The organism is Nocardioides sp., from assembly GCF_030150155.1.
Classification (GTDB): domain Bacteria; phylum Actinomycetota; class Actinomycetes; order Propionibacteriales; family Nocardioidaceae; genus Nocardioides.
This window is the reverse complement of record NZ_JASLGR010000018.1, coordinates 110,795-126,135: the sequence shown is the minus strand read 5'-3', so window position 1 is coordinate 126,135 and position 15,341 is coordinate 110,795. Positions and strand designations below refer to the sequence as shown.

At 71.7% G+C, this 15,341-nt stretch carries 23 protein-coding genes and 2 pseudogenes; 14 read left to right on the top strand and 11 right to left on the bottom strand.

The features are described from left to right. Position 1 precedes the first annotated feature (1 nt). The 3 genes from Q1V88_RS05025 to Q1V88_RS05015 are packed head-to-tail and all read right to left on the bottom strand — an operon-like array spanning position 2 to position 1,451. Entirely contained in the window at positions 2-451 is a 450-nt protein-coding gene (locus tag Q1V88_RS05025; protein ID WP_300678756.1) for a hypothetical protein, read from the bottom strand. 9 nt (positions 452-460) lie between these two features. Next, complete coding sequence (locus Q1V88_RS05020) at positions 461-1,147, bottom strand: GTP pyrophosphokinase family protein (RefSeq protein WP_300678753.1); 687 nt, start codon at positions 1,145-1,147, stop codon at positions 461-463. Next, the gene (locus Q1V88_RS05015; RefSeq protein ID WP_300678751.1) at positions 1,137-1,451 is read right to left on the bottom strand and encodes a MerR family transcriptional regulator; all 315 of its coding nucleotides are present in this window, start codon (positions 1,449-1,451) and stop codon (positions 1,137-1,139) included. Before Q1V88_RS05015 ends, Q1V88_RS05020 begins: the two co-directional genes overlap by 11 nt. 174 nt (positions 1,452-1,625) lie before the next feature. Between Q1V88_RS05015 and Q1V88_RS05010 the strand changes: the two genes are divergently transcribed. Both Q1V88_RS05010 and Q1V88_RS05005 read left to right on the top strand, forming a co-directional pair. Beyond that, positions 1,626-2,069 carry an Hsp20 family protein gene (locus Q1V88_RS05010; protein WP_300678748.1) on the top strand — a complete coding sequence of 148 codons (444 nt, stop codon included), beginning with the start codon at positions 1,626-1,628 and terminating at the stop codon, positions 2,067-2,069. 112 nt (positions 2,070-2,181) lie between these two features. Next, positions 2,182-2,724 (top strand): hypothetical protein, encoded by a 543-nt coding sequence (locus tag Q1V88_RS05005; RefSeq protein ID WP_300678745.1) that lies wholly within the window; start codon positions 2,182-2,184, stop codon positions 2,722-2,724. A 2-nt stretch (positions 2,725-2,726) separates the two neighbouring features. Here the strand turns inward: Q1V88_RS05005 and Q1V88_RS05000 are convergent, their stop codons facing one another. Next, complete coding sequence (locus Q1V88_RS05000; protein WP_300678743.1) at positions 2,727-3,305, bottom strand: 1-acyl-sn-glycerol-3-phosphate acyltransferase; 579 nt, start codon at positions 3,303-3,305, stop codon at positions 2,727-2,729. A gap of 33 nt (positions 3,306-3,338) precedes the next feature. Here Q1V88_RS05000 and Q1V88_RS19560 point away from each other — a divergent pair. Then, positions 3,339-3,560: pseudogene (locus Q1V88_RS19560) on the top strand (alkylphosphonate utilization protein); the annotation flags it as partial. Here Q1V88_RS19560 and Q1V88_RS04990 read toward each other — a convergent pair. Then, the gene (locus tag Q1V88_RS04990) at positions 3,529-3,912 is read right to left on the bottom strand and encodes an HNH endonuclease signature motif containing protein (RefSeq protein ID WP_300678738.1); all 384 of its coding nucleotides are present in this window, start codon (positions 3,910-3,912) and stop codon (positions 3,529-3,531) included. The pseudogene Q1V88_RS19560 and the gene Q1V88_RS04990 sit on opposite strands and share 32 nt — an antisense overlap. A gap of 23 nt (positions 3,913-3,935) precedes the next feature. After that, the gene (locus tag Q1V88_RS04985; RefSeq protein ID WP_300678735.1) at positions 3,936-4,070 is read right to left on the bottom strand and encodes a hypothetical protein; all 135 of its coding nucleotides are present in this window, start codon (positions 4,068-4,070) and stop codon (positions 3,936-3,938) included. Between the two features lie 144 nt (positions 4,071-4,214). Here Q1V88_RS04985 and Q1V88_RS04980 point away from each other — a divergent pair, with 144 nt between their 5' ends. The 3 genes from Q1V88_RS04980 to Q1V88_RS04970 all read left to right on the top strand — a co-directional run bounded on the left by Q1V88_RS04980 (position 4,215) and on the right by Q1V88_RS04970 (position 5,945). After that, positions 4,215-4,526 (top strand): SAV_915 family protein, encoded by a 312-nt coding sequence (locus Q1V88_RS04980; protein ID WP_300678734.1) that lies wholly within the window; start codon positions 4,215-4,217, stop codon positions 4,524-4,526. 108 nt (positions 4,527-4,634) lie between these two features. Continuing rightward, positions 4,635-5,462 (top strand): hypothetical protein, encoded by an 828-nt coding sequence (locus Q1V88_RS04975; RefSeq protein ID WP_300678731.1) that lies wholly within the window; start codon positions 4,635-4,637, stop codon positions 5,460-5,462. A gap of 9 nt (positions 5,463-5,471) precedes the next feature. Continuing rightward, positions 5,472-5,945: an SRPBCC family protein gene (locus tag Q1V88_RS04970; RefSeq protein ID WP_300678728.1), complete on the top strand. Its 474-nt coding sequence runs from the start codon at positions 5,472-5,474 to the stop codon at positions 5,943-5,945. Between the two features lie 21 nt (positions 5,946-5,966). Here the strand turns inward: Q1V88_RS04970 and Q1V88_RS04965 are convergent, their stop codons facing one another. Both Q1V88_RS04965 and Q1V88_RS04960 read right to left on the bottom strand, forming a co-directional pair. Beyond that, a complete protein-coding gene (locus Q1V88_RS04965) occupies positions 5,967-6,122 on the bottom strand; it encodes a hypothetical protein (RefSeq protein WP_300678850.1) in 156 nt (51 codons plus the stop codon). Between the two features lie 15 nt (positions 6,123-6,137). Then, positions 6,138-6,515: a carboxymuconolactone decarboxylase family protein gene (locus tag Q1V88_RS04960; RefSeq protein WP_300678725.1), complete on the bottom strand. Its 378-nt coding sequence runs from the start codon at positions 6,513-6,515 to the stop codon at positions 6,138-6,140. Between the two features lie 83 nt (positions 6,516-6,598). On the opposite strand from Q1V88_RS04960, the gene Q1V88_RS04955 reads away from it, so the two are divergent. After that, positions 6,599-6,859: a metal-sensitive transcriptional regulator gene (locus Q1V88_RS04955; protein WP_300678723.1), complete on the top strand. Its 261-nt coding sequence runs from the start codon at positions 6,599-6,601 to the stop codon at positions 6,857-6,859. A gap of 16 nt (positions 6,860-6,875) precedes the next feature. Here the strand turns inward: Q1V88_RS04955 and Q1V88_RS04950 are convergent, their stop codons facing one another. Continuing rightward, positions 6,876-8,516 carry a lipase family protein gene (locus tag Q1V88_RS04950; protein ID WP_300678720.1) on the bottom strand — a complete coding sequence of 547 codons (1,641 nt, stop codon included), beginning with the start codon at positions 8,514-8,516 and terminating at the stop codon, positions 6,876-6,878. Positions 8,517-8,687: 171 nt separating this feature from the next. On the opposite strand from Q1V88_RS04950, the gene Q1V88_RS04945 reads away from it, so the two are divergent. From Q1V88_RS04945 to Q1V88_RS04925, 5 genes and pseudogenes are all read left to right on the top strand, one after another. Beyond that, the gene (locus Q1V88_RS04945; RefSeq protein WP_300678717.1) at positions 8,688-9,683 is read left to right on the top strand and encodes a putative F420-0 ABC transporter substrate-binding protein; all 996 of its coding nucleotides are present in this window, start codon (positions 8,688-8,690) and stop codon (positions 9,681-9,683) included. After that, positions 9,680-10,681 carry a putative F420-0 ABC transporter permease subunit gene (locus Q1V88_RS04940; RefSeq protein ID WP_300678714.1) on the top strand — a complete coding sequence of 334 codons (1,002 nt, stop codon included), beginning with the start codon at positions 9,680-9,682 and terminating at the stop codon, positions 10,679-10,681. The genes Q1V88_RS04945 and Q1V88_RS04940 overlap by 4 nt, the downstream gene beginning before the upstream one ends. Then, positions 10,678-11,457, top strand: a complete 780-nt coding sequence (locus tag Q1V88_RS04935) for an ATP-binding cassette domain-containing protein (RefSeq protein WP_300678711.1) — start codon at positions 10,678-10,680, stop codon at positions 11,455-11,457. The genes Q1V88_RS04940 and Q1V88_RS04935 overlap by 4 nt, the downstream gene beginning before the upstream one ends. Positions 11,458-11,480: 23 nt before the next feature. Next, complete coding sequence (locus tag Q1V88_RS04930; protein ID WP_300678708.1) at positions 11,481-12,485, top strand: TIGR03557 family F420-dependent LLM class oxidoreductase; 1,005 nt, start codon at positions 11,481-11,483, stop codon at positions 12,483-12,485. A 3-nt stretch (positions 12,486-12,488) separates the two neighbouring features. Then, positions 12,489-12,860 (top strand): annotated as a pseudogene (locus Q1V88_RS04925) (SRPBCC family protein); the annotation flags it as partial. A gap of 51 nt (positions 12,861-12,911) precedes the next feature. On the opposite strand, the gene Q1V88_RS04920 reads toward Q1V88_RS04925, so the two are convergent. Both Q1V88_RS04920 and Q1V88_RS04915 read right to left on the bottom strand, forming a co-directional pair. Then, a complete protein-coding gene (locus tag Q1V88_RS04920; protein ID WP_300678706.1) occupies positions 12,912-13,934 on the bottom strand; it encodes an FUSC family protein in 1,023 nt (340 codons plus the stop codon). Beyond that, positions 13,931-14,272 (bottom strand): hypothetical protein, encoded by a 342-nt coding sequence (locus Q1V88_RS04915; RefSeq protein WP_300678703.1) that lies wholly within the window; start codon positions 14,270-14,272, stop codon positions 13,931-13,933. The genes Q1V88_RS04920 and Q1V88_RS04915 overlap by 4 nt, the downstream gene beginning before the upstream one ends. A 23-nt stretch (positions 14,273-14,295) precedes the next feature. On the opposite strand from Q1V88_RS04915, the gene rnhA reads away from it, so the two are divergent. Both rnhA and Q1V88_RS04905 read left to right on the top strand, forming a co-directional pair. After that, positions 14,296-14,754: a ribonuclease HI gene (gene rnhA / locus Q1V88_RS04910; protein ID WP_300678700.1), complete on the top strand. Its 459-nt coding sequence runs from the start codon at positions 14,296-14,298 to the stop codon at positions 14,752-14,754. Then, a complete protein-coding gene (locus Q1V88_RS04905) occupies positions 14,751-15,341 on the top strand; it encodes a GNAT family N-acetyltransferase (RefSeq protein ID WP_300678697.1) in 591 nt (196 codons plus the stop codon). Before rnhA ends, Q1V88_RS04905 begins: the two co-directional genes overlap by 4 nt.

The following is a 15,341-nucleotide window of genomic DNA, read 5'->3' as shown; positions in this document are numbered from 1 at the left end:
GTCAGCGCCCCAGCAGCCTGCTGAACCAGGTCCGCGGCCGGCGCTCAGCGGCGCGCACCGCCCGATGGGCGGGCGGAGAGGGGAGCAGGGTCTCCTCCTGGGGGTCGTAGCAGACCAGCCCCATCGAGGCGGCCAGCTCGGCGAGCGGATCACGGGCGTACTCCGCACCGGTCCACGTCAACGGGAAGCAGAGGGTGTCGCCGACGATCTCGTCGGCCAGGGGTGCCGACGCCCACGGACAGTCGTCATCGGAGCCTTCGGCGCCCTCAGGAGCGTCGTCGAGCGCGGGGTAGAGGGCGAGCGCGGCCTCGACGTACGCCAGGAGCTCGGGTGCGGGAGTGAGCTCCCCGTCGGCCTCCTCCAGCTGATCCATCCGACGCTCGAACTCCTCGTCGGCGGCGTGTGGACTCGAGGGGATCGCGCCGACCCAGACGGCGACGTCGTACGTCATGAGACGAGGTTACGGGGTCGGGGGTAGTGCCTGTCGGGAGACCGAGGGCTCCTCGATCTCGGTGCGCAGGTTCTCCATCCGCTCGTCCAGGTCCGCCGCCAGCCGGGCCGCGAAGTCGAGCTCGGCGCGGAGCCGGTCGGGCAGGTCGGTGTCGTGCTTATAGAACAGCTTGTGCTCGACGCTGGCCCAGAAGTCCATCGCGATCGTGCGGATCTGGAGCTCGACGAAGACGTGCTCGGTGCGGTCGGAGAGGTAGACCGGCACCGAGATGATCTGGTGCAGGGAGCGGTAGCCGTTGGCCTTCGGGTTCTTGATGTAGTCCTTGACCTCGACCACCGTGACGTCGGGCTGCTGACTCAGCATCTGCGCGATCCAGTACACGTCGGTGGTGAAGCTGCAGGTCACCCGGATCCCGGCGATGTCGCGGATGTGCGCCTTGATCTCCGACGGGACCAGTGGCACGCCGAGCCGCTGCGCCTTGGCGATCAGGCTCTGTGGCGTCTTGAGCCGCGACCGGACGTGCTCGATCGGGGAGTAGTCCCGGGTGCCCTCGAACTCGCGCTGGAGCATCGAGATCTTGGTGAGGACGACGTCCATCCCGAACCGGTAGTGCAGGCGCATGGCCAACAGATCCGCGCCGACGTCGAGTGCGGAGTCGTGGAGCTGCTCGAGCGGGGTGCTGGTTTCAGAGGTCACTGATCGGCTTTTCGTCGGGGGCGGGGGCCTTCATTGTGCCCCGGGGGTCGATACGGGCGAGCCTGAGTCGTAACGCCTCATTCTGGTCCTCCAGTCGGAGGACGACCTCCACTCCAGCGAGGTTGAGGCCGTCGGACAGGAGCGTGGTGATACGGCGCAAGCGGATGAGGTCGTTGGCACTGTAGAGCCGGGTGCCGCCCGGGGTCCGGTGCGGGGCGACCAGACCGCGTCGCTCGTACGCGCGCAGATTCTGGATACCGGTGCCGACCAGCTCTGCGGCGATGGAGATGGCATACAGCGCCACCGTCCCATCCTGGCTGTCGTGGGGGATCGCCATCACCGGTCCTGTCGTGTCGGTCGCGTCGGGCGTGGAGGCTCGCGGCTCCACTGGCTCTTGAAAGCTGCACATCGGAGTGCTAAATAAATCTCTAGCGGCCACTATAGGTCGTCAACCAGATCTCATTGGAGGTGAACCACTATGTTGATGCGTACTGACCCGTTTCGTGACTTCGATCGGCTCGCCCAGCAGCTTCTGGGGACCGGCACGACCTCACGCCCGGCCATCATGCCGATGGACGCGTGGCGCGAGGGCGACCGCTTCATCGTCGAGCTCGACATGCCCGGCGTTGCTGCTGACACCCTTGATATCGACGTTGAGCGCAACGTGTTGACGGTCAGAGCCGAGCGACCGGCTCGCCATGGTGACTGGGAGCCGTTGGCCTCGGAGCGCCCGAAGGGGCTCTTCAGCCGGCAACTGGTCCTGGGCGACAATCTCGACCTCGGCCAGATCGACGCGCACTACGACGCCGGGGTGCTGCGACTCACGATCCCGGTAGCGGAGAAGGCCAAGCCGCGCCGGATCGAGGTGCGCAGCGGCGACGCGAGCGGTCGTCACGACACGCCCGAGGCGATTACCGCCTAGCAGCGAGACACACCATGGCGCGCGGCGCACCGGGGACCCGGGGCGCCGCGTCTGCCTGTCCGGGGCGGCCCGATGTGGCGCCGTTCAGGACCCTCAGTACGCTTCAGGCCTGATGTCGAAGCCGATCACCCTCCTCGTCGAGTCTGCCGCTGATCAGGCGGCCCTGGTCGCGTTCGCGCCGCGCTATGGCGTGGACTTCGAGACCGAGAACATCACCGTCACCGTGCTCAACGGGGCCGGCAACTTCGGGCGCGGGATCGAGGAGGCCACCGCCGCCGGGCACCGCGTCGGCGGGCTCTACTCCGAGGCCGAGGAGCGGTTCGTCGCCGGAGCCCTCAACCGGCAGGAGGGCGAGGACCTCACCCGCCAGGGCTTCTTCGCCTGCCGCAGGGATCTGCTCGACGAGCTGATCGGTGCGATCGGGGTCAGCGAGCTGACCCCCGTGCTGGAGTCGTACGTCGACCTCAGCGGGTTCCGCTCGTTCCAGGCCCAGGCAGCCCACAGCGAAGCCGAGCCGCGCGAGCAGCTCCGACGCTTCTTCGCCGCCTCGTCGGAGCGCAAGGCGAAGTACGCCGCCCGGATGGCGGCCGACGTGGACCTCGGGTCCGTCCCGGAGCCGCTCAGCGGCCTGGTGAACTGGATCTGGGGCGCCTGACCTCAGGCTCCCGGCGCGTCCTCCGAGGCCAGCCGCGGCTCCACCCGCTTGTCCGGGTGGAACCCCGCCTTGTCGGCATAGAACGCCCGGATCACGTCCATGTCGGCGGCGATGTCCCCGGTCAGCTCGATCGTGGGGCCGAGCCCGGTCGTCTTCGTGACGCGGTCGACGTACCCCAGGGTGACGGGCATCTGCGTCTCCCGCGCGATCCGGTAGAACCCGGACTTCCAGTGCGTGTGCGCGCCCCGGGTGCCGTCCGGCGTCACGACCAGGCCGAACACCTCCCCGGCGTGGGCCTGGGCGACCACGTTGTCGACGACGCCCGCCGGGTTCGAACGGTCCACCGGGATGCCGCCGAGCCCGCGCATCAGCGGTCCGCGCCAGCCGCGGAAGAGGCCGTCCTTGCCCAGCCACCGGACGTGGATCCCCAGCCGCCACGCGATCGCCAACATCAGGATGAAGTCCCAGTTGGACGTGTGCGGCGCCCCGATCAGCACCGTCGGGCGGGTCGGGGCCGGCTCGGTGACCAGCTTCCAACCGGAGACGGACCAGAACAGGCGGGCAGCGATCCGTCGAAGCATGCGGCAAGGCTAAGCGGTGGTGGCCGCACATCCCGTAAGGACGCCGTCGGCAACGAGCTGGCCGACGGTGACACCGTCACCATCGTCAAGGACCTCAAGGTGAAGGGTGCCGGCGGCGGCACCGTGAAGGTCGGCACCAAGGTCAAGGGCATCCGCCTGATCACCGACGGCGTCGGCGACCACGACATCGACGCCAAGGTGCCCGGGTTCGGGCAGATGCAGCTCAAGTCGAGTGTGGTGAAGAAGGTCCTCTGAGGTCGCTCAGGGCCTGCGTGATCTCGACTGTGCGGGCCCAGAACGCCCGCTCGTCGAGCCGCTTGCGCCGCATCCAGACCGTCAGCTCGGTGTTGCACTTGCTGGCGTTGCACGACGCGCACGCCGGTACGACGTTGTCCAGCGTGTACCGCCCGCCGCGGGAGATGGGGAGCATGCAGTCGCGCTGCAGTCCCTGGCCCGGCCCCGTGCCGCCCGCCGCGCCGCAGTAGGCGCAGCCGCCCCACGCCTCCTGGATGGCCTCCCACTGGGCGGGGGTGAGGTCGTGGTCGACCTTCGCCATCCGTCGCGCCCGACGCCGTGCGTAGGTGGCGGCCTTGGTGCGGGAGGGCATGGGAGGAGCCTAGGGTGCTCGCGTCAGTCTCCGAGCAGCAGCCGCGCCAGCAGGGCGAGACCGGTCGCGATCGCGGCGGCGGCGCACACGACCCAGACCCCGGTGAGGTCGCCGAGGCCGGTGGGACGGTGATGGTGGTGGTACGGCGGGATGCGCATGCCCCTACTGTGCGGGCGCCGGGACGCTCGGCGGGGAGCCCTGACGGGGCACTGACACGATCCTGATGCGGACCTAACGCGGTTCGGCTGGCCTCGGGGCCACCGCGGGAGGAGGGTCGGAGTGACCGGGCGCGGAACGGATCCGTGGCCCCCGCAGAGGAGTTGACCTCGATGGCCCAGGCGCTGGACGCCCCACGTGATCACATCGTCGTGCCCGTACGCCGGGTCGGTGACGGGATCGACGTACTCCTGACCGGTCGGCTGCCCGACGGCACCCGCACCGCGATCGCGTTCACCTCCCTCGGCCGGCTCGAGGAGGCGATGGGTGCGGGCACCGCCCACGACCACCTCACCCTGCGCCGGCTGCACGAGGTCCTGGACCCGATCGGGATCGAGCGGGTGCAGGTCGACCCGGACCTGGTGATGGCTCCGGGTGGGCTGCGTAGCCCCGCCTAGGTGGGGGTTACTTTCCCCAAGTTCGCGCCGTGGTGGGGGTTACTCTCCCCCTGTTCACGTCGTGGGGGGGGGCGTTACTTTCCCCTGTTCGGCTGAGAGGGTGGGGCCATGTCTGGCCTGCGCACCACGCTCGCTGCCGTCCTGCTGATCGCGTCGCTCCTCGTCGGGTCCTTCTCCTTCGTCGCGGTCTGGGGCCAGCATCACCTGCTCGACAGCGACCGGTGGACCAGTGCCGTCGGCCCGCTGATCGAGCGGCCCGAGGTGCAGCGGCGGGTGACGTCGGCGCTGGTGCAGGCGATGGAGGAGAACGGGCTGCCGTCCGCGCTCGCCCCGGTGGCCTCGGCCACGACGGCGAGGGTGGTCGCGACCGATCAGTTCGCCCAGGTGTGGCGCACGGCAGTGCGCCGCTCGCACCAGGAGCTGGTGGCCACGATCCGGCGAGAGAACCTGTGGGCGAGCGTCTCGAACCAGTCGCTCAGCGTCGATCTCGGGGTGCTCTTCGAGGGACTCCGCGAGCGCCTGACGGCGATGGGGGTGCCGTTCGCGAGCGCGCTGCCGACGCCGAGCGGGACCGTCGACATCGCCGCCTCACCGTCGCTGGTCAGGGCGCTGGACTCCGCGAGGCTCCTCGACCTGCTCGCCGTACCCTCCCTGGTCGCCACCCTCGTCCTGGCCGCTGCCGGTCTGCTGGTCGCACAGCGGCGGGCCACCGCGCTGGTGATCGCCGGCCTGGCCGTGGTGGGGACGGCACTGGTCGGGCTGGTGGCGTGGTTCTTCGCTCGCGGGGTGGCCCTGGACGCGGCCGACGCGCTGGGTGGGGCGGTGCTCGACGCGCTCACCTCCGACGTCACGGCCTGGTTCCTCGCCGTCGCTGCCGGGGGTGCGGTGCTCGCCGTGGTGGGAGCGGCCTGCACCAGGCTCACCCCCGGCCGATAGGTTGCGGGCGTGCCTACCCTGACCTACTCCGCGTCCGTCACCGTCGCCGCTGCCCCGGAGGAGGTCTACGCCCTCTTCTCCGACGTCACCCGGACGGGGGAGTGGTCCCCGGTCTGTCATGAGGTGGTCTGGGACGACGGTGCCGTCGCCGAGGTCGGGGCGTCCTTCCTCGGACGCAACGAGGTCGCCGGCCGCACCTGGGAGACCCGCAACGAGGTCCTCGTCGCCGACGGCACCACCTTCGGCTGGTCGACCGGCCCGGGCATCGCGTCGTGGACGTACGCCGTCACGGCCGGCCCCGAGGAGGGCACCGCGGTCCTCACCGAGTCGTGGGAGTTCTCCGAGGAGGGCCAGGCCACGATCCGGGTGAAGTACCCCGAGCGTGCCGACACGATCATCGCCGGTGCCCCGGGCAACGCCGAGGCCGGCATCACCGCCACCCTGGCTGCGATGAAGCAGATCCTGGAGCCGGCCGCCGTCTGAGCGACCGGCCCCCGCGCGGCCTCAGCCGCGCTTGAACAGGCGGCTGAGCAGCCCGCCGCTGCGCTCCTCACGCGGGTGCCCGCCGCACCACATGTCGGCGGGTACCCCGGCCTTCACCTGGGCGATGTGCTGACCACATCCGGCCCAGGTGATCTTCTGGCACGTCTTGCAGGTCACGGGACGGCACATGGCTCAGGCCTCCTGCTCGTGGGCCTCGACGGCGTCGGCGAACTCGCAGAAGGCGTCGTACGCGCGGGCACCGTGGATGGTGGCGGGGCCGCCGTGCATCAGGAACGTCACGCCGATGGCCTCGGCGGCCTCCTGGCGGGTGGCACCGGCGCGTGCGGCCGACTGGCCGTGCGAGGCGATGCAGCCGTCGCAGCCCTCGACGACGCCGATCGCGAAGGCGATCAGCTCCTTGGTCCTGCGGTCCAGGGCTCCGTCGGCGAAGGCAGCGCCCGAGAGCTCGCCGAACCCGCGGTAGACGTCGGGGATCGCACGGCGCAGGTTGCGGTGCAGGGGCGTGAGCTCGCGCAGCACCTCGGTGCCGTGCGGGGAGTGGTCGGTCATGGCTGCCTCTCAAGACGAAGGAACCCCCTGGGGGGATATGTTTCGACCGTAACACATCCCCCTAGGGGGTTACTATTGGTGGCATGCAGCTCGAGCCCGCCGAGATCAAGGCCACGATCACCCGCCTGAAGAAGGCCAACGGACACCTCGCCTCCGTCATCCGGATGCTGGAGGAGGGGGCCGAGTGCGAGGCTGCGCTGATGCAGCTCGCCGCGGTCAACAAGGCGATCAACCGGGGCGCCTACGCTCTGGTCGCCACCGGCCTGGAGCAGTGCCTGGTCGAGGGTGGGCGGGAGAGCGTGGACGCGCAGAAGCTGGAGAAGCTCTTCCTCGCCCTGGCCTGAGACCAGGCCTGAGCGCTCAGGAGGAGCCGAACCGCGCCGTCGTCCAGGCCAGCAGGTCCGCGATCAGCGGCGACCGGTCGTCGACCAGGCCGATGTGGTCCTGGCCCGGGTACGTGCGGTAGTCCACCGCCCCGCCCCGAGCGCGGCGGCCCTCGACGTACGTCTGCTGCATCGACGGCCGAACCAGGGTGTCGGCCTCGCCCTGAGCGATCAGCAGCGGGGCCGTGATCGTGCCCACCGGAGTGTTCTCCGCCAGGCGGCGTCCCAGGGCGCCCGAGGCCGGGTCGCGCGACCACGGCGAGGAGCCGAACAGCAGCGCCGACAGTGCCGAGACGAAGACCTCCGGCTCGTCCAGGCAGCGGGTCGCCATCTCCCTGATCGGGATCCGCGCCGTGGCCCTGACGTAGTGGTCGAACGAGACGTCGGGATAGGTGTCGGCATAGGCCTGGAGCACGTAGGACGCGAACACCGAGCTGATCCGCACCGTCGTCAGGTTCGCGACCAGCCCGGTCAGGTCACTGGCCGGCGCCAGCGCCGCCACCCCGACCAGGTCGAGGTCGGGGGCGTACGTCGGCGCGAGCTGCCCCGCCCACAGGGCCGCATGACCGCCCTGGGAGTGGCCCCAGATCGCGGTCCGCTGCGAGAGCGAGACGCCGGGCAGATCGTGGGCCGCCTTCACCGCGTCGAGCACCGAGCGCCCCTCGCCCTGGCCGATCAGGTACGGGTGCGGACCGGCGGTGCCCAGCCCCACGTAGTCGGTCGCGACCATCGCCCAGCCGTTCCTCACCACCTGGCTCAGCGCCGGGGTCGCGCCCGCCTCGAACGGGTCCGAGAGCAGCGACGGCGCACAGCCCCGGGCATAGCCGGTGGTGCCGTGCGCCCAGGCGACCACGGGGCGCGGGGCGGCCGAGGCCGCCTCGGGGACCAGCACGATCGCGCTGGCCACGGCGGGGACGCCGTCGGCGCGCGTGGTCGTGTAGAGGATCCGCCAGGCGCGCGCCCCGGCCGGCACCTGCCGGGTGAACGGCTCGGAGCGGAGCAGCACCCCGGCGGCGGACGGCACCGGGGCCGGAGCGTCGTAGAACGCGTCGGGGTGCGGCTTGTCGGCATTGAACGTCAGGCTGATCAGCAGCAGCACCAGGGCACCGCCCAGGGCCAGTCCAGGCTTGACCTTCGACCACCAGCGGGTCGAGGGCACCGTGATGAACTGGCTCAGACCGAAGCGCAGCAGCCGGATCGCGAAGAGTGCCGAAAGCACGATCAGGGTGACGTCTGGCCAGCCCAGCGCCAGCGCACCGAGGATCACCGAGGCGAGCCCGGTCAGGTAGCGGCGCTCGGCGACCAGGCCGATCGCCCCGTCGACCACCAGGCTCAGCCCGACCATGATCGCCAGGCCCCGGACCCCGACGTCGGGCCACGCCACCAGCACGAGCGCCGCGCCCAGCCACGCTACCGCCCTGGCCCGTGCCCAGCGTGGGTGGTCGTGCTCGCCGGTGAACTCGCCGACCGCCAGCGCCAGCAGTCCGCCGACGGTGATCAGCACGATCAGGGCGAGTGAGGAGACCGGACGGAACAGGAGCAGGGCACCCAGCACGATCGCGCAGGCACCCGCACCCCGGGTCAGCCAGCGGGCGGTGACCGGGCCGCTGTGCGTCATCTGCGTAGGATCCCATGCCGCCGGCCCGCAGCGGCACGCTAGGGTTCGGCTGATCCGTCGGCCGTCACTTGGGCCGATGTGTGCGTTCCCGGACTTGGGGAGGTGCGATCACCAGCGCAGCCCGCCTCGGGTGTGCGCGGTCTGTGCTGCCCCGACACCTCTGGAGAACCCATGAAGCTCACCCCCGCCCTGATCCCCGCCCTGCTCGCCGGGTCGCTGGCCCTGGCGGCCTGCGGATCCTCCGACACCACCGGCGCCTCCGGGTCGCCGTCGGCTTCGGCCGCCTCGGCCGGAACCGTCGACAACTGCGGTACGACGGTCACGCTCGGCACCGACCCGCAGCGGATCGTCACGATCAAGTCCACCTCGACCGAGCTGGCGCTCGCCCTTGGCCTGGGATCCAAGCTGGTCGGCACCGCGTTCGCCGACGGCCCGGTGCCCACGCAGTGGGCCGACCAGGTCGCGAACGTGCCGGTGCTTTCGGACCAGGCCCCCAGCAAGGAGGTCGTGCTGGCCAAGGAGCCCGACCTGGTCTTCGGCGGCTGGGAGTCGAACTTCAGTGCCGACACCGCCGGTGACCGGGCGACGCTGGCGAAGCTCGGCGTGGCGACGTACGTCTCGCCGGCGGCCTGTCAGGAGCCGGCCTACCAGCCGAAGAAGATGACCTTCGACCTGCTCTTCTCCCAGTTCGAGCAGGCCGGCCAGGTGCTCGGCGCGGAGAAGGCGGCGACCGCCCTGGTCGCCGAGCAGCGCGCTGCGCTGGCCAAGGTCGCGAAGGCCAAGGCCGGCACCACCGCACTGTGGTGGTCCTCGGGCGATGACACCCCGTACGTCGGCGGCGGCATCGGCGCACCCCAGATGGTGCTCGACGCGGTCGGCCTGACCAACGTCGCCGCGGACCAGAAGGCGACCTGGACCTCGATGGGCTGGGAGGCGATCGTGGCCTCCGACCCGGACGTGATCGTGCTGGTCGACGCCACCTGGAACCCGGCCACAGCCAAGATCAAGACCCTGGAGTCCAACCCCGCCACCGCCGCCCTGACCGCGGTCAAGAAGCACCGCTTCCTGGTGATCCCGTTCCCGGCCGCCGAGGCCGGCGTCCGGTCGGTCTCGGCCGCGCAGACGATCTCCGACGACCTCGGCTCGATGGGCCTGCTCGCGCAGTGAGGCAGCTCGGCTGGGTCGGGCTCGCCCTGCTCGCATTGGCCGCCTCGATCGTCACCGCGGTGACCTTCGGGGCGGCCGACCTGAGCGTCACCGAGGTGTGGGGCTCGATCGCGTCCCACCTCGGGATCGGGCACAGCGACCTGAGCCTGATCCGCGACGGCATCGTGTGGCAGTTGCGGCTACCGCGAGTGCTCACCGCCGCTGCGGTCGGGGCCGGCCTGGCGCTGTCGGGGGTGGTGATGCAGGCCCTGACCCGCAACCCGCTCGCCGACCCGTACCTGCTCGGGCTCTCCTCCGGGGCCAGCCTCGGCGCCGTGCTGGTGCTGCTCGCCGGCCTGTCGGTGCTGCTCCCGGTCGCGGCCTTCGTCGGGGCGATGGCCGCCCTGGCCGCGACGCTGGCGCTGGCCCGCTCACTCGGCGCGATCACCCCGACCCGGACGGTGCTGGCCGGTCTGGCGGTCTCCTCGTTCGTCGGCTCGCTGACCTCGCTGGTGATCTTCTCGGAGTCCCACGGCGACTCCTACCGCCAGATCCTCAACTGGCTGCTGGGCTCGCTGGGCGGCGCGGACTGGTCCTCGGCGGCGATCTCGTGGGGCGCCTTCGCCGTGGTCGGACTGCCGCTGCTGGCCTCGGGCCGGATCCTGGACGCCTTCGCGTTCGGCGACTCCGCTGCGGCCGGGCTCGGTGTGCCGGTCTCCGCGGCGCGCTGGGTGCTGCTCGGCGGCACGGCCCTGCTGACCGGGTCGATGGTCTCGGTCTCGGGGTCGATCGGCTTCGTCGGCCTGGTGCTGCCCAACGCGGTCCGGCTGCTGGTCGGCTCGCGCCACCGTCTGCTGCTGCCGCTGTCGGCGGTGATCGGTGCCGTCTTCATGATCTGGGTCGACACCGGCGCCCGGACCCTCTTCGAGCCCCGCGAGCTCCCTGTCGGGATCATCACCGTGCTGGTCGGCGCCCCGGTCTTCGTCGCCGTCCTGATCAGGAACCGAGGACGCGCATGAGAGGTCTCCACGTCGTCGACCTCACCGTCGAGCGAGCCGGGCGCCGGATCGTCGACGCGGCCTCGCTCAGCGCCGAGCCCGGCACCGTCACCGCCCTGGTCGGCCCCAACGGCGCCGGCAAGTCGACCCTGCTCCGCGGCCTGGCCGGCCTGCTGCCCGCTACCGGCACCGTCCTGTTCGGCGGCGAGGACGTGTTGGCGATGCCACGGCGCCGCCGTGCCCGGCTGCTCGCCCTGGTCGAGCAGGACGCCCGCGCCGACATCGGCGTCACGGTTCGCCAGGCCGTCGACCTGGGCCGCACCCCGCACCGCTCGCTGTGGGGCTTCGACGGCCTCGCCGGAGCGACCGGGCAGGACGACGCCGTCGAGACCGCGATGAAGCGCGCCGGGGTCGACGCCTTCGCCGAGCGCGAGCTCGGCTCGCTCTCGGGCGGTGAGGCCCAACGCGTCCACCTCGCCCGCGCCCTGGCCCAGGAGCCGCAGGTGCTGTTCCTCGACGAGCCCACCAACCACCTCGACATCGCCGCCCAGCTGCAGACCCTGACCCTGGTGCGCGAGCTCGCCGCCGACGGGATCACCGTGGTCGCGGCGCTGCACGACCTCAACCTCGCCGCGTCGTTCTGCGACCAGGTGGTCGTCCTGGCCGACGGGGTGGTGCGGGCGGCCGGCAGCCCCGAGACGGTCCTGACCCGAGAGCTGATCGGGACGACGTACGGTGTCGAGGTGGACGTCCTGAGCCACCCCCGCACCGGACGGCCGCTGATCGCGTACGCGTAGGTGAACGCCCTACGATGGCGCCCGTGACGAGCGTCGGATACGTGGCAGCCGTCGACCGGCTCGCCCCGCGTGACGCGGTCGAGCTGGCGGTGCTGGCCGAGCAGGCAGGGTTCGTCGGAACCCTGGCCGCCGACCTGTTCCAGCCCTGGCTGCCCAGCCTCGGGCAGGCCCCCGCGGTCTGGCCCGTCCTGGCCGCCATCGCCGAGCGCACCGGCGGTGACGTCGGGCCCGGGATGGCCACCGCGGGTGGCCGGATGCACCCGGCCGCGATCGCCCAGGCCGTCGCCACCCTGGGGGCGATGAACCCCGGCCGCGCCTGGCTCTCGCTCAGTGCGGGGGAGGCGCTGCACGAGCACGTCACCGGCGGCTACTGGCCCGAGCCGCCGGAGCGGATCGCCCGGCTGTTCGAGGCCGTCGACCTGATCAAGCGGCTCTTCGCCGCCTCCGCCGCCGGCCGCGACACCCGCTTCGCCGGGGACCACTTCACCCTGGAGACCAGCCGGCTCTGGACGATGCCGGCCACCGCGCCGGCGGTGCTGGTGGCGACCGGGGGACCGGTCACCGCCCGGCGCGCCGGGCGCACCGCCGACGGCCTGCTCGCCGTCGGTGTCTCCTACGACCAGGCCGGCACCGTGCTGGAGCGGTTCCGGGCCGGAGCCGCCGAGGCCGGCAAGGACGCCGCCGCGATGCCCGCCTGGCTGCACCTCAACGTCTCCTGGGCCCCGACCGACGACGAGGCGCTGGCCCAGGCGGTGACGCACTACCCGATCGGTGCGATGCGCTTCGCCCGCGGCGACCTGCGCTCACCGCAGATGATCGAGCAGATCGCCCGGCTGGTGCGACCCGAGGACCTCGACGGCCGCCTGGTGGTCAGCGCCGACCCGGCCGTCCACGCCGCCGCCATCCAGGGACACCTCGACCAGGGCTACGACCGCGTCTTCGTGCACAACGTCGGCCTCAACCAGGCAGCGTTCCTGTCGACGTACGCCGACCACGTGCTGCCCCGGATCGGATCGCCCCGGGGGTGAGGGATGGCGGACCGGGCGCGCTACACCTTCACCTCCACCTGGGAGGTCGATGCGCCGGTGCCCGCCGTCGCCGCGGTGCTGCTCGACCTCGCCGCCTACCCGCGCTGGTGGCCCGAGGTCCGGGCCGTGGCCCGGCTCGACCAGGAGACCGCCTGGCTGGTGTGCCGCTCGGTGCTGCCGTACTCCCTCGACCTGGTCGCGCACGCCTCGGCCCGCGACCTCCCGGTCCTGGAGGTCACCCTCGGCGGTGACCTGGACGGCTTCGCCCGCTTCACCCTGACCGAGACGGCACCGGGTCGGACCCGGTTGGCGTTCCGTCAGGAGGTGCGGGCCCGGGGTGCGCTGGGGGTGGCGTCGGTGCTGCTGCGTCCGGTGCTGGCCTGGAACCACCGGGCGATGATGCGCAGCTGCCTGCGCGGGCTGGCCTCAGCCGCGGCGGACCGCCAGACGACCGGTGGCGACGCCGACGGCGACACCGATGATCGTCTCCACGGTGCGGTCCACGACCAGCTCGTGGATCGGGGAGGGGTGCGCCAGGGAGACCATCAGCAGCGCGGTCGGGGTGATCGCGAGCAGGCCCAGGGCGTAGTTGCGGCCCACCAGGAGCTCGCCGATGGTCTGGGTCGCGATGATGCAGCAGACCAGGCCGAGGGTGGGCAGGCCGAGGTCGAGCAGGAAGGCCGCGACCAGCACACCGCCGACGGTGCCGACGATGCGCAGGATGCCGCGTTCGAGCTGGACGCCGATGTCGGGGACGACCAGGGGCACCACCGCTGAGACCATCGCCCAGTACGGGTGACCGATCCCGACCGCGGTGGCCAGGGTGCCGGCGATCAGGCAGGCCAGGCCGCAGCGCACCACGTGCCGGTAGGGGATCGAGGAGAAGTCCCAGGCCTCGAACCGGGTCGGGTCGCTCCACCCGCGCAGCGAGCGCAGCCACCAGCCGGCCGAGCCGACCACTACCGAGACGGCCACCGCGCCGGCGCTGACCGCGAACGCCGGCACCAGGTCGCTGGGCGTGGACGGGATCGTGGCGCAGGCGGCACTGGCGAAGACCAGGAAGAGCGGACCGGGCGGGTGCTGGCGCTGCGCGGTCGAGATCGCCGCACCGACCGCGGCGATGGCGGCGACGATCGGGATGGCCAGCCAGGTCCGCGCCGGGCTCATCCCGACCAGGACTCCGATCAGGACCGAGGCGGTGATCAGGGCGCCGGAGGAGACCTGCAGCTGCAGACGCGCGCGGCCGACCGTCGTACGACCGTAGAGGGAGGTGAAGGCACCGAACGCGGCGTAGATCGTCCAGGAGATGTGATCGGTCGCCCACAGCGTGAGCAGCGGCACCGCGATCGAGACCATCGCACGCCCGGCGATCCGGTGGGCGCCGTTGTGCGGGCCGACGTTCAGCAGGCGTTGGGTGGTGGGGGGCAGGTCCCCGAACGATCGGCTCACCTGCTGATCTTCTCGCCCACGACCCACCACAGCGCCGCCCCCACGACGACACCCGCCGCAGATGCGACGGTGATCACGCCGGTACGCCGTCCACGGGTCCGCCACGACGTCACCGCGCCGTCGGACTGGGCCGAGAGCAACGCGCCCCGGGACTGGAAGGAGCCGATCGAGAACTGCGACATCGCCGAGCCCACCGACCCCATCGAGGCGAAGGAGGCCACCGAGCCGAGGGAGGCGAACGACCCGCTCGACCCGATCGAGAGGACCGAGTCGGCCGAGCAGATCGACAGGATCGAGTTGCGTGAGCGCAGCGACCACAGGGATGAGGAGCGGGCCATGAGAAAACTCTAGGCTGGACCTCATGTCTGAACAGCGCGTCATCATCCACACCGACGGCGGTTGCACGCCGAATCCGGGTCCGGGTGGATGGGGTGCGGTGCTGCGGTACGGCGACCACGTGCGCGAGATGTGCGGCGGCGAGTCCGAGACGACGACGAACAACCGGATGGAGCTGACCGCCCCGATCATGGCGCTGGAGACCCTCAACCGGGCCGTCGAGGTGCACATCTACACCGACTCCTCCTACGTCCGGAACGGCATCACGTCGTGGCTGGCGGGCTGGAAGCGCAACGGCTGGAAGACCGCCTCGAAGCAGCCGGTGAAGAACGTCGACCTGTGGCAGCGCCTGGAGGCGGCCTGCGAGCGGCACACCGTGGAGTGGTTCTGGGTCAAGGGCCATGCCGGGATCGCCGACAACGAGCTGGCCGACCAGCTCGCCACCCGCGGGATGGCCCAGGCGATGAACCCGGGCGCGCGGTGAGCGCTGCCGGACCGACGCAGGCCGACCGCACCGCACTGATCGCCCCGGACCTGGCCCTGGCCGAGTCCTGGCTGGACTGCGTGCGGGAGTTCGAGTCCGACGTGGTGGCGACGGGGGAGCCGCTGGCGTTCGCGCTGCACGGCAGCCCGGCCTGGCGGGTCGAGGGGTTCGACGCCGACCTGCCCAGCCTCGACGCGGTGCTCGCCGCGGGGCGCCAGGAGGCCGACCCCGCGGGTGTCCTGCCCGACGGGCTGGTGCCGTGCGACTCCTTCTGGATCATCGATCCGAGCCTGCCCACGGTGGTGCTCGGCTTCGGCGCCGTACGCCACCGGCTCGACACCGACTTCCTGCGCACCGAGGGCGGCCACATCGGCTACGCGATCCGGCCCTCGGCCCGGCGACAGGGCCACGCCGGGCGCGCGCTGCGCCTCCTGCTCGCGCACGCGGCCACGCTCGGCATCGAGCAGACGCTGCTCACCTGCCGGCACGACAACGTCGCCTCGGCCCGCACGATCGAGCGTGCCGGTGGCGAGTACGACGGCGACGTGGCCGACAAGCGGCGCTACTGGATCTCGACGAACACCTGA

Bases quoted from the DNA above. Each gene is read 5' to 3' on its own strand.
- Q1V88_RS05025 (WP_300678756.1), bottom strand. From the start codon at position 451: ATGACGTACGACGTCGCCGTCTGGGTCGGCGCGATCCCCTCGAGTCCA.
- Q1V88_RS05010 (WP_300678748.1), top strand. From the start codon at position 1,626: ATGTTGATGCGTACTGACCCGTTTCGTGACTTCGATCGGCTCGCCCAG.
- Q1V88_RS05005 (WP_300678745.1), top strand. From the start codon at position 2,182: ATGTCGAAGCCGATCACCCTCCTCGTCGAGTCTGCCGCTGATCAGGCG.
- Q1V88_RS05000 (WP_300678743.1), bottom strand. From the start codon at position 3,305: ATGCTTCGACGGATCGCTGCCCGCCTGTTCTGGTCCGTCTCCGGTTGG.
- Q1V88_RS04990 (WP_300678738.1), bottom strand. From the start codon at position 3,912: ATGCCCTCCCGCACCAAGGCCGCCACCTACGCACGGCGTCGGGCGCGA.
- Q1V88_RS04985 (WP_300678735.1), bottom strand. From the start codon at position 4,070: ATGCGCATCCCGCCGTACCACCACCATCACCGTCCCACCGGCCTCGGC.
- Q1V88_RS04975 (WP_300678731.1), top strand. From the start codon at position 4,635: ATGTCTGGCCTGCGCACCACGCTCGCTGCCGTCCTGCTGATCGCGTCG.
- Q1V88_RS04960 (WP_300678725.1), bottom strand. From the start codon at position 6,515: ATGACCGACCACTCCCCGCACGGCACCGAGGTGCTGCGCGAGCTCACG.
- Q1V88_RS04955 (WP_300678723.1), top strand. From the start codon at position 6,599: ATGCAGCTCGAGCCCGCCGAGATCAAGGCCACGATCACCCGCCTGAAG.
- Q1V88_RS04950 (WP_300678720.1), bottom strand. From the start codon at position 8,516: ATGACGCACAGCGGCCCGGTCACCGCCCGCTGGCTGACCCGGGGTGCG.
- Q1V88_RS04945 (WP_300678717.1), top strand. From the start codon at position 8,688: ATGAAGCTCACCCCCGCCCTGATCCCCGCCCTGCTCGCCGGGTCGCTG.
- Q1V88_RS04935 (WP_300678711.1), top strand. From the start codon at position 10,678: ATGAGAGGTCTCCACGTCGTCGACCTCACCGTCGAGCGAGCCGGGCGC.
- Q1V88_RS04915 (WP_300678703.1), bottom strand. From the start codon at position 14,272: ATGGCCCGCTCCTCATCCCTGTGGTCGCTGCGCTCACGCAACTCGATC.
- rnhA (WP_300678700.1), top strand. From the start codon at position 14,296: ATGTCTGAACAGCGCGTCATCATCCACACCGACGGCGGTTGCACGCCG.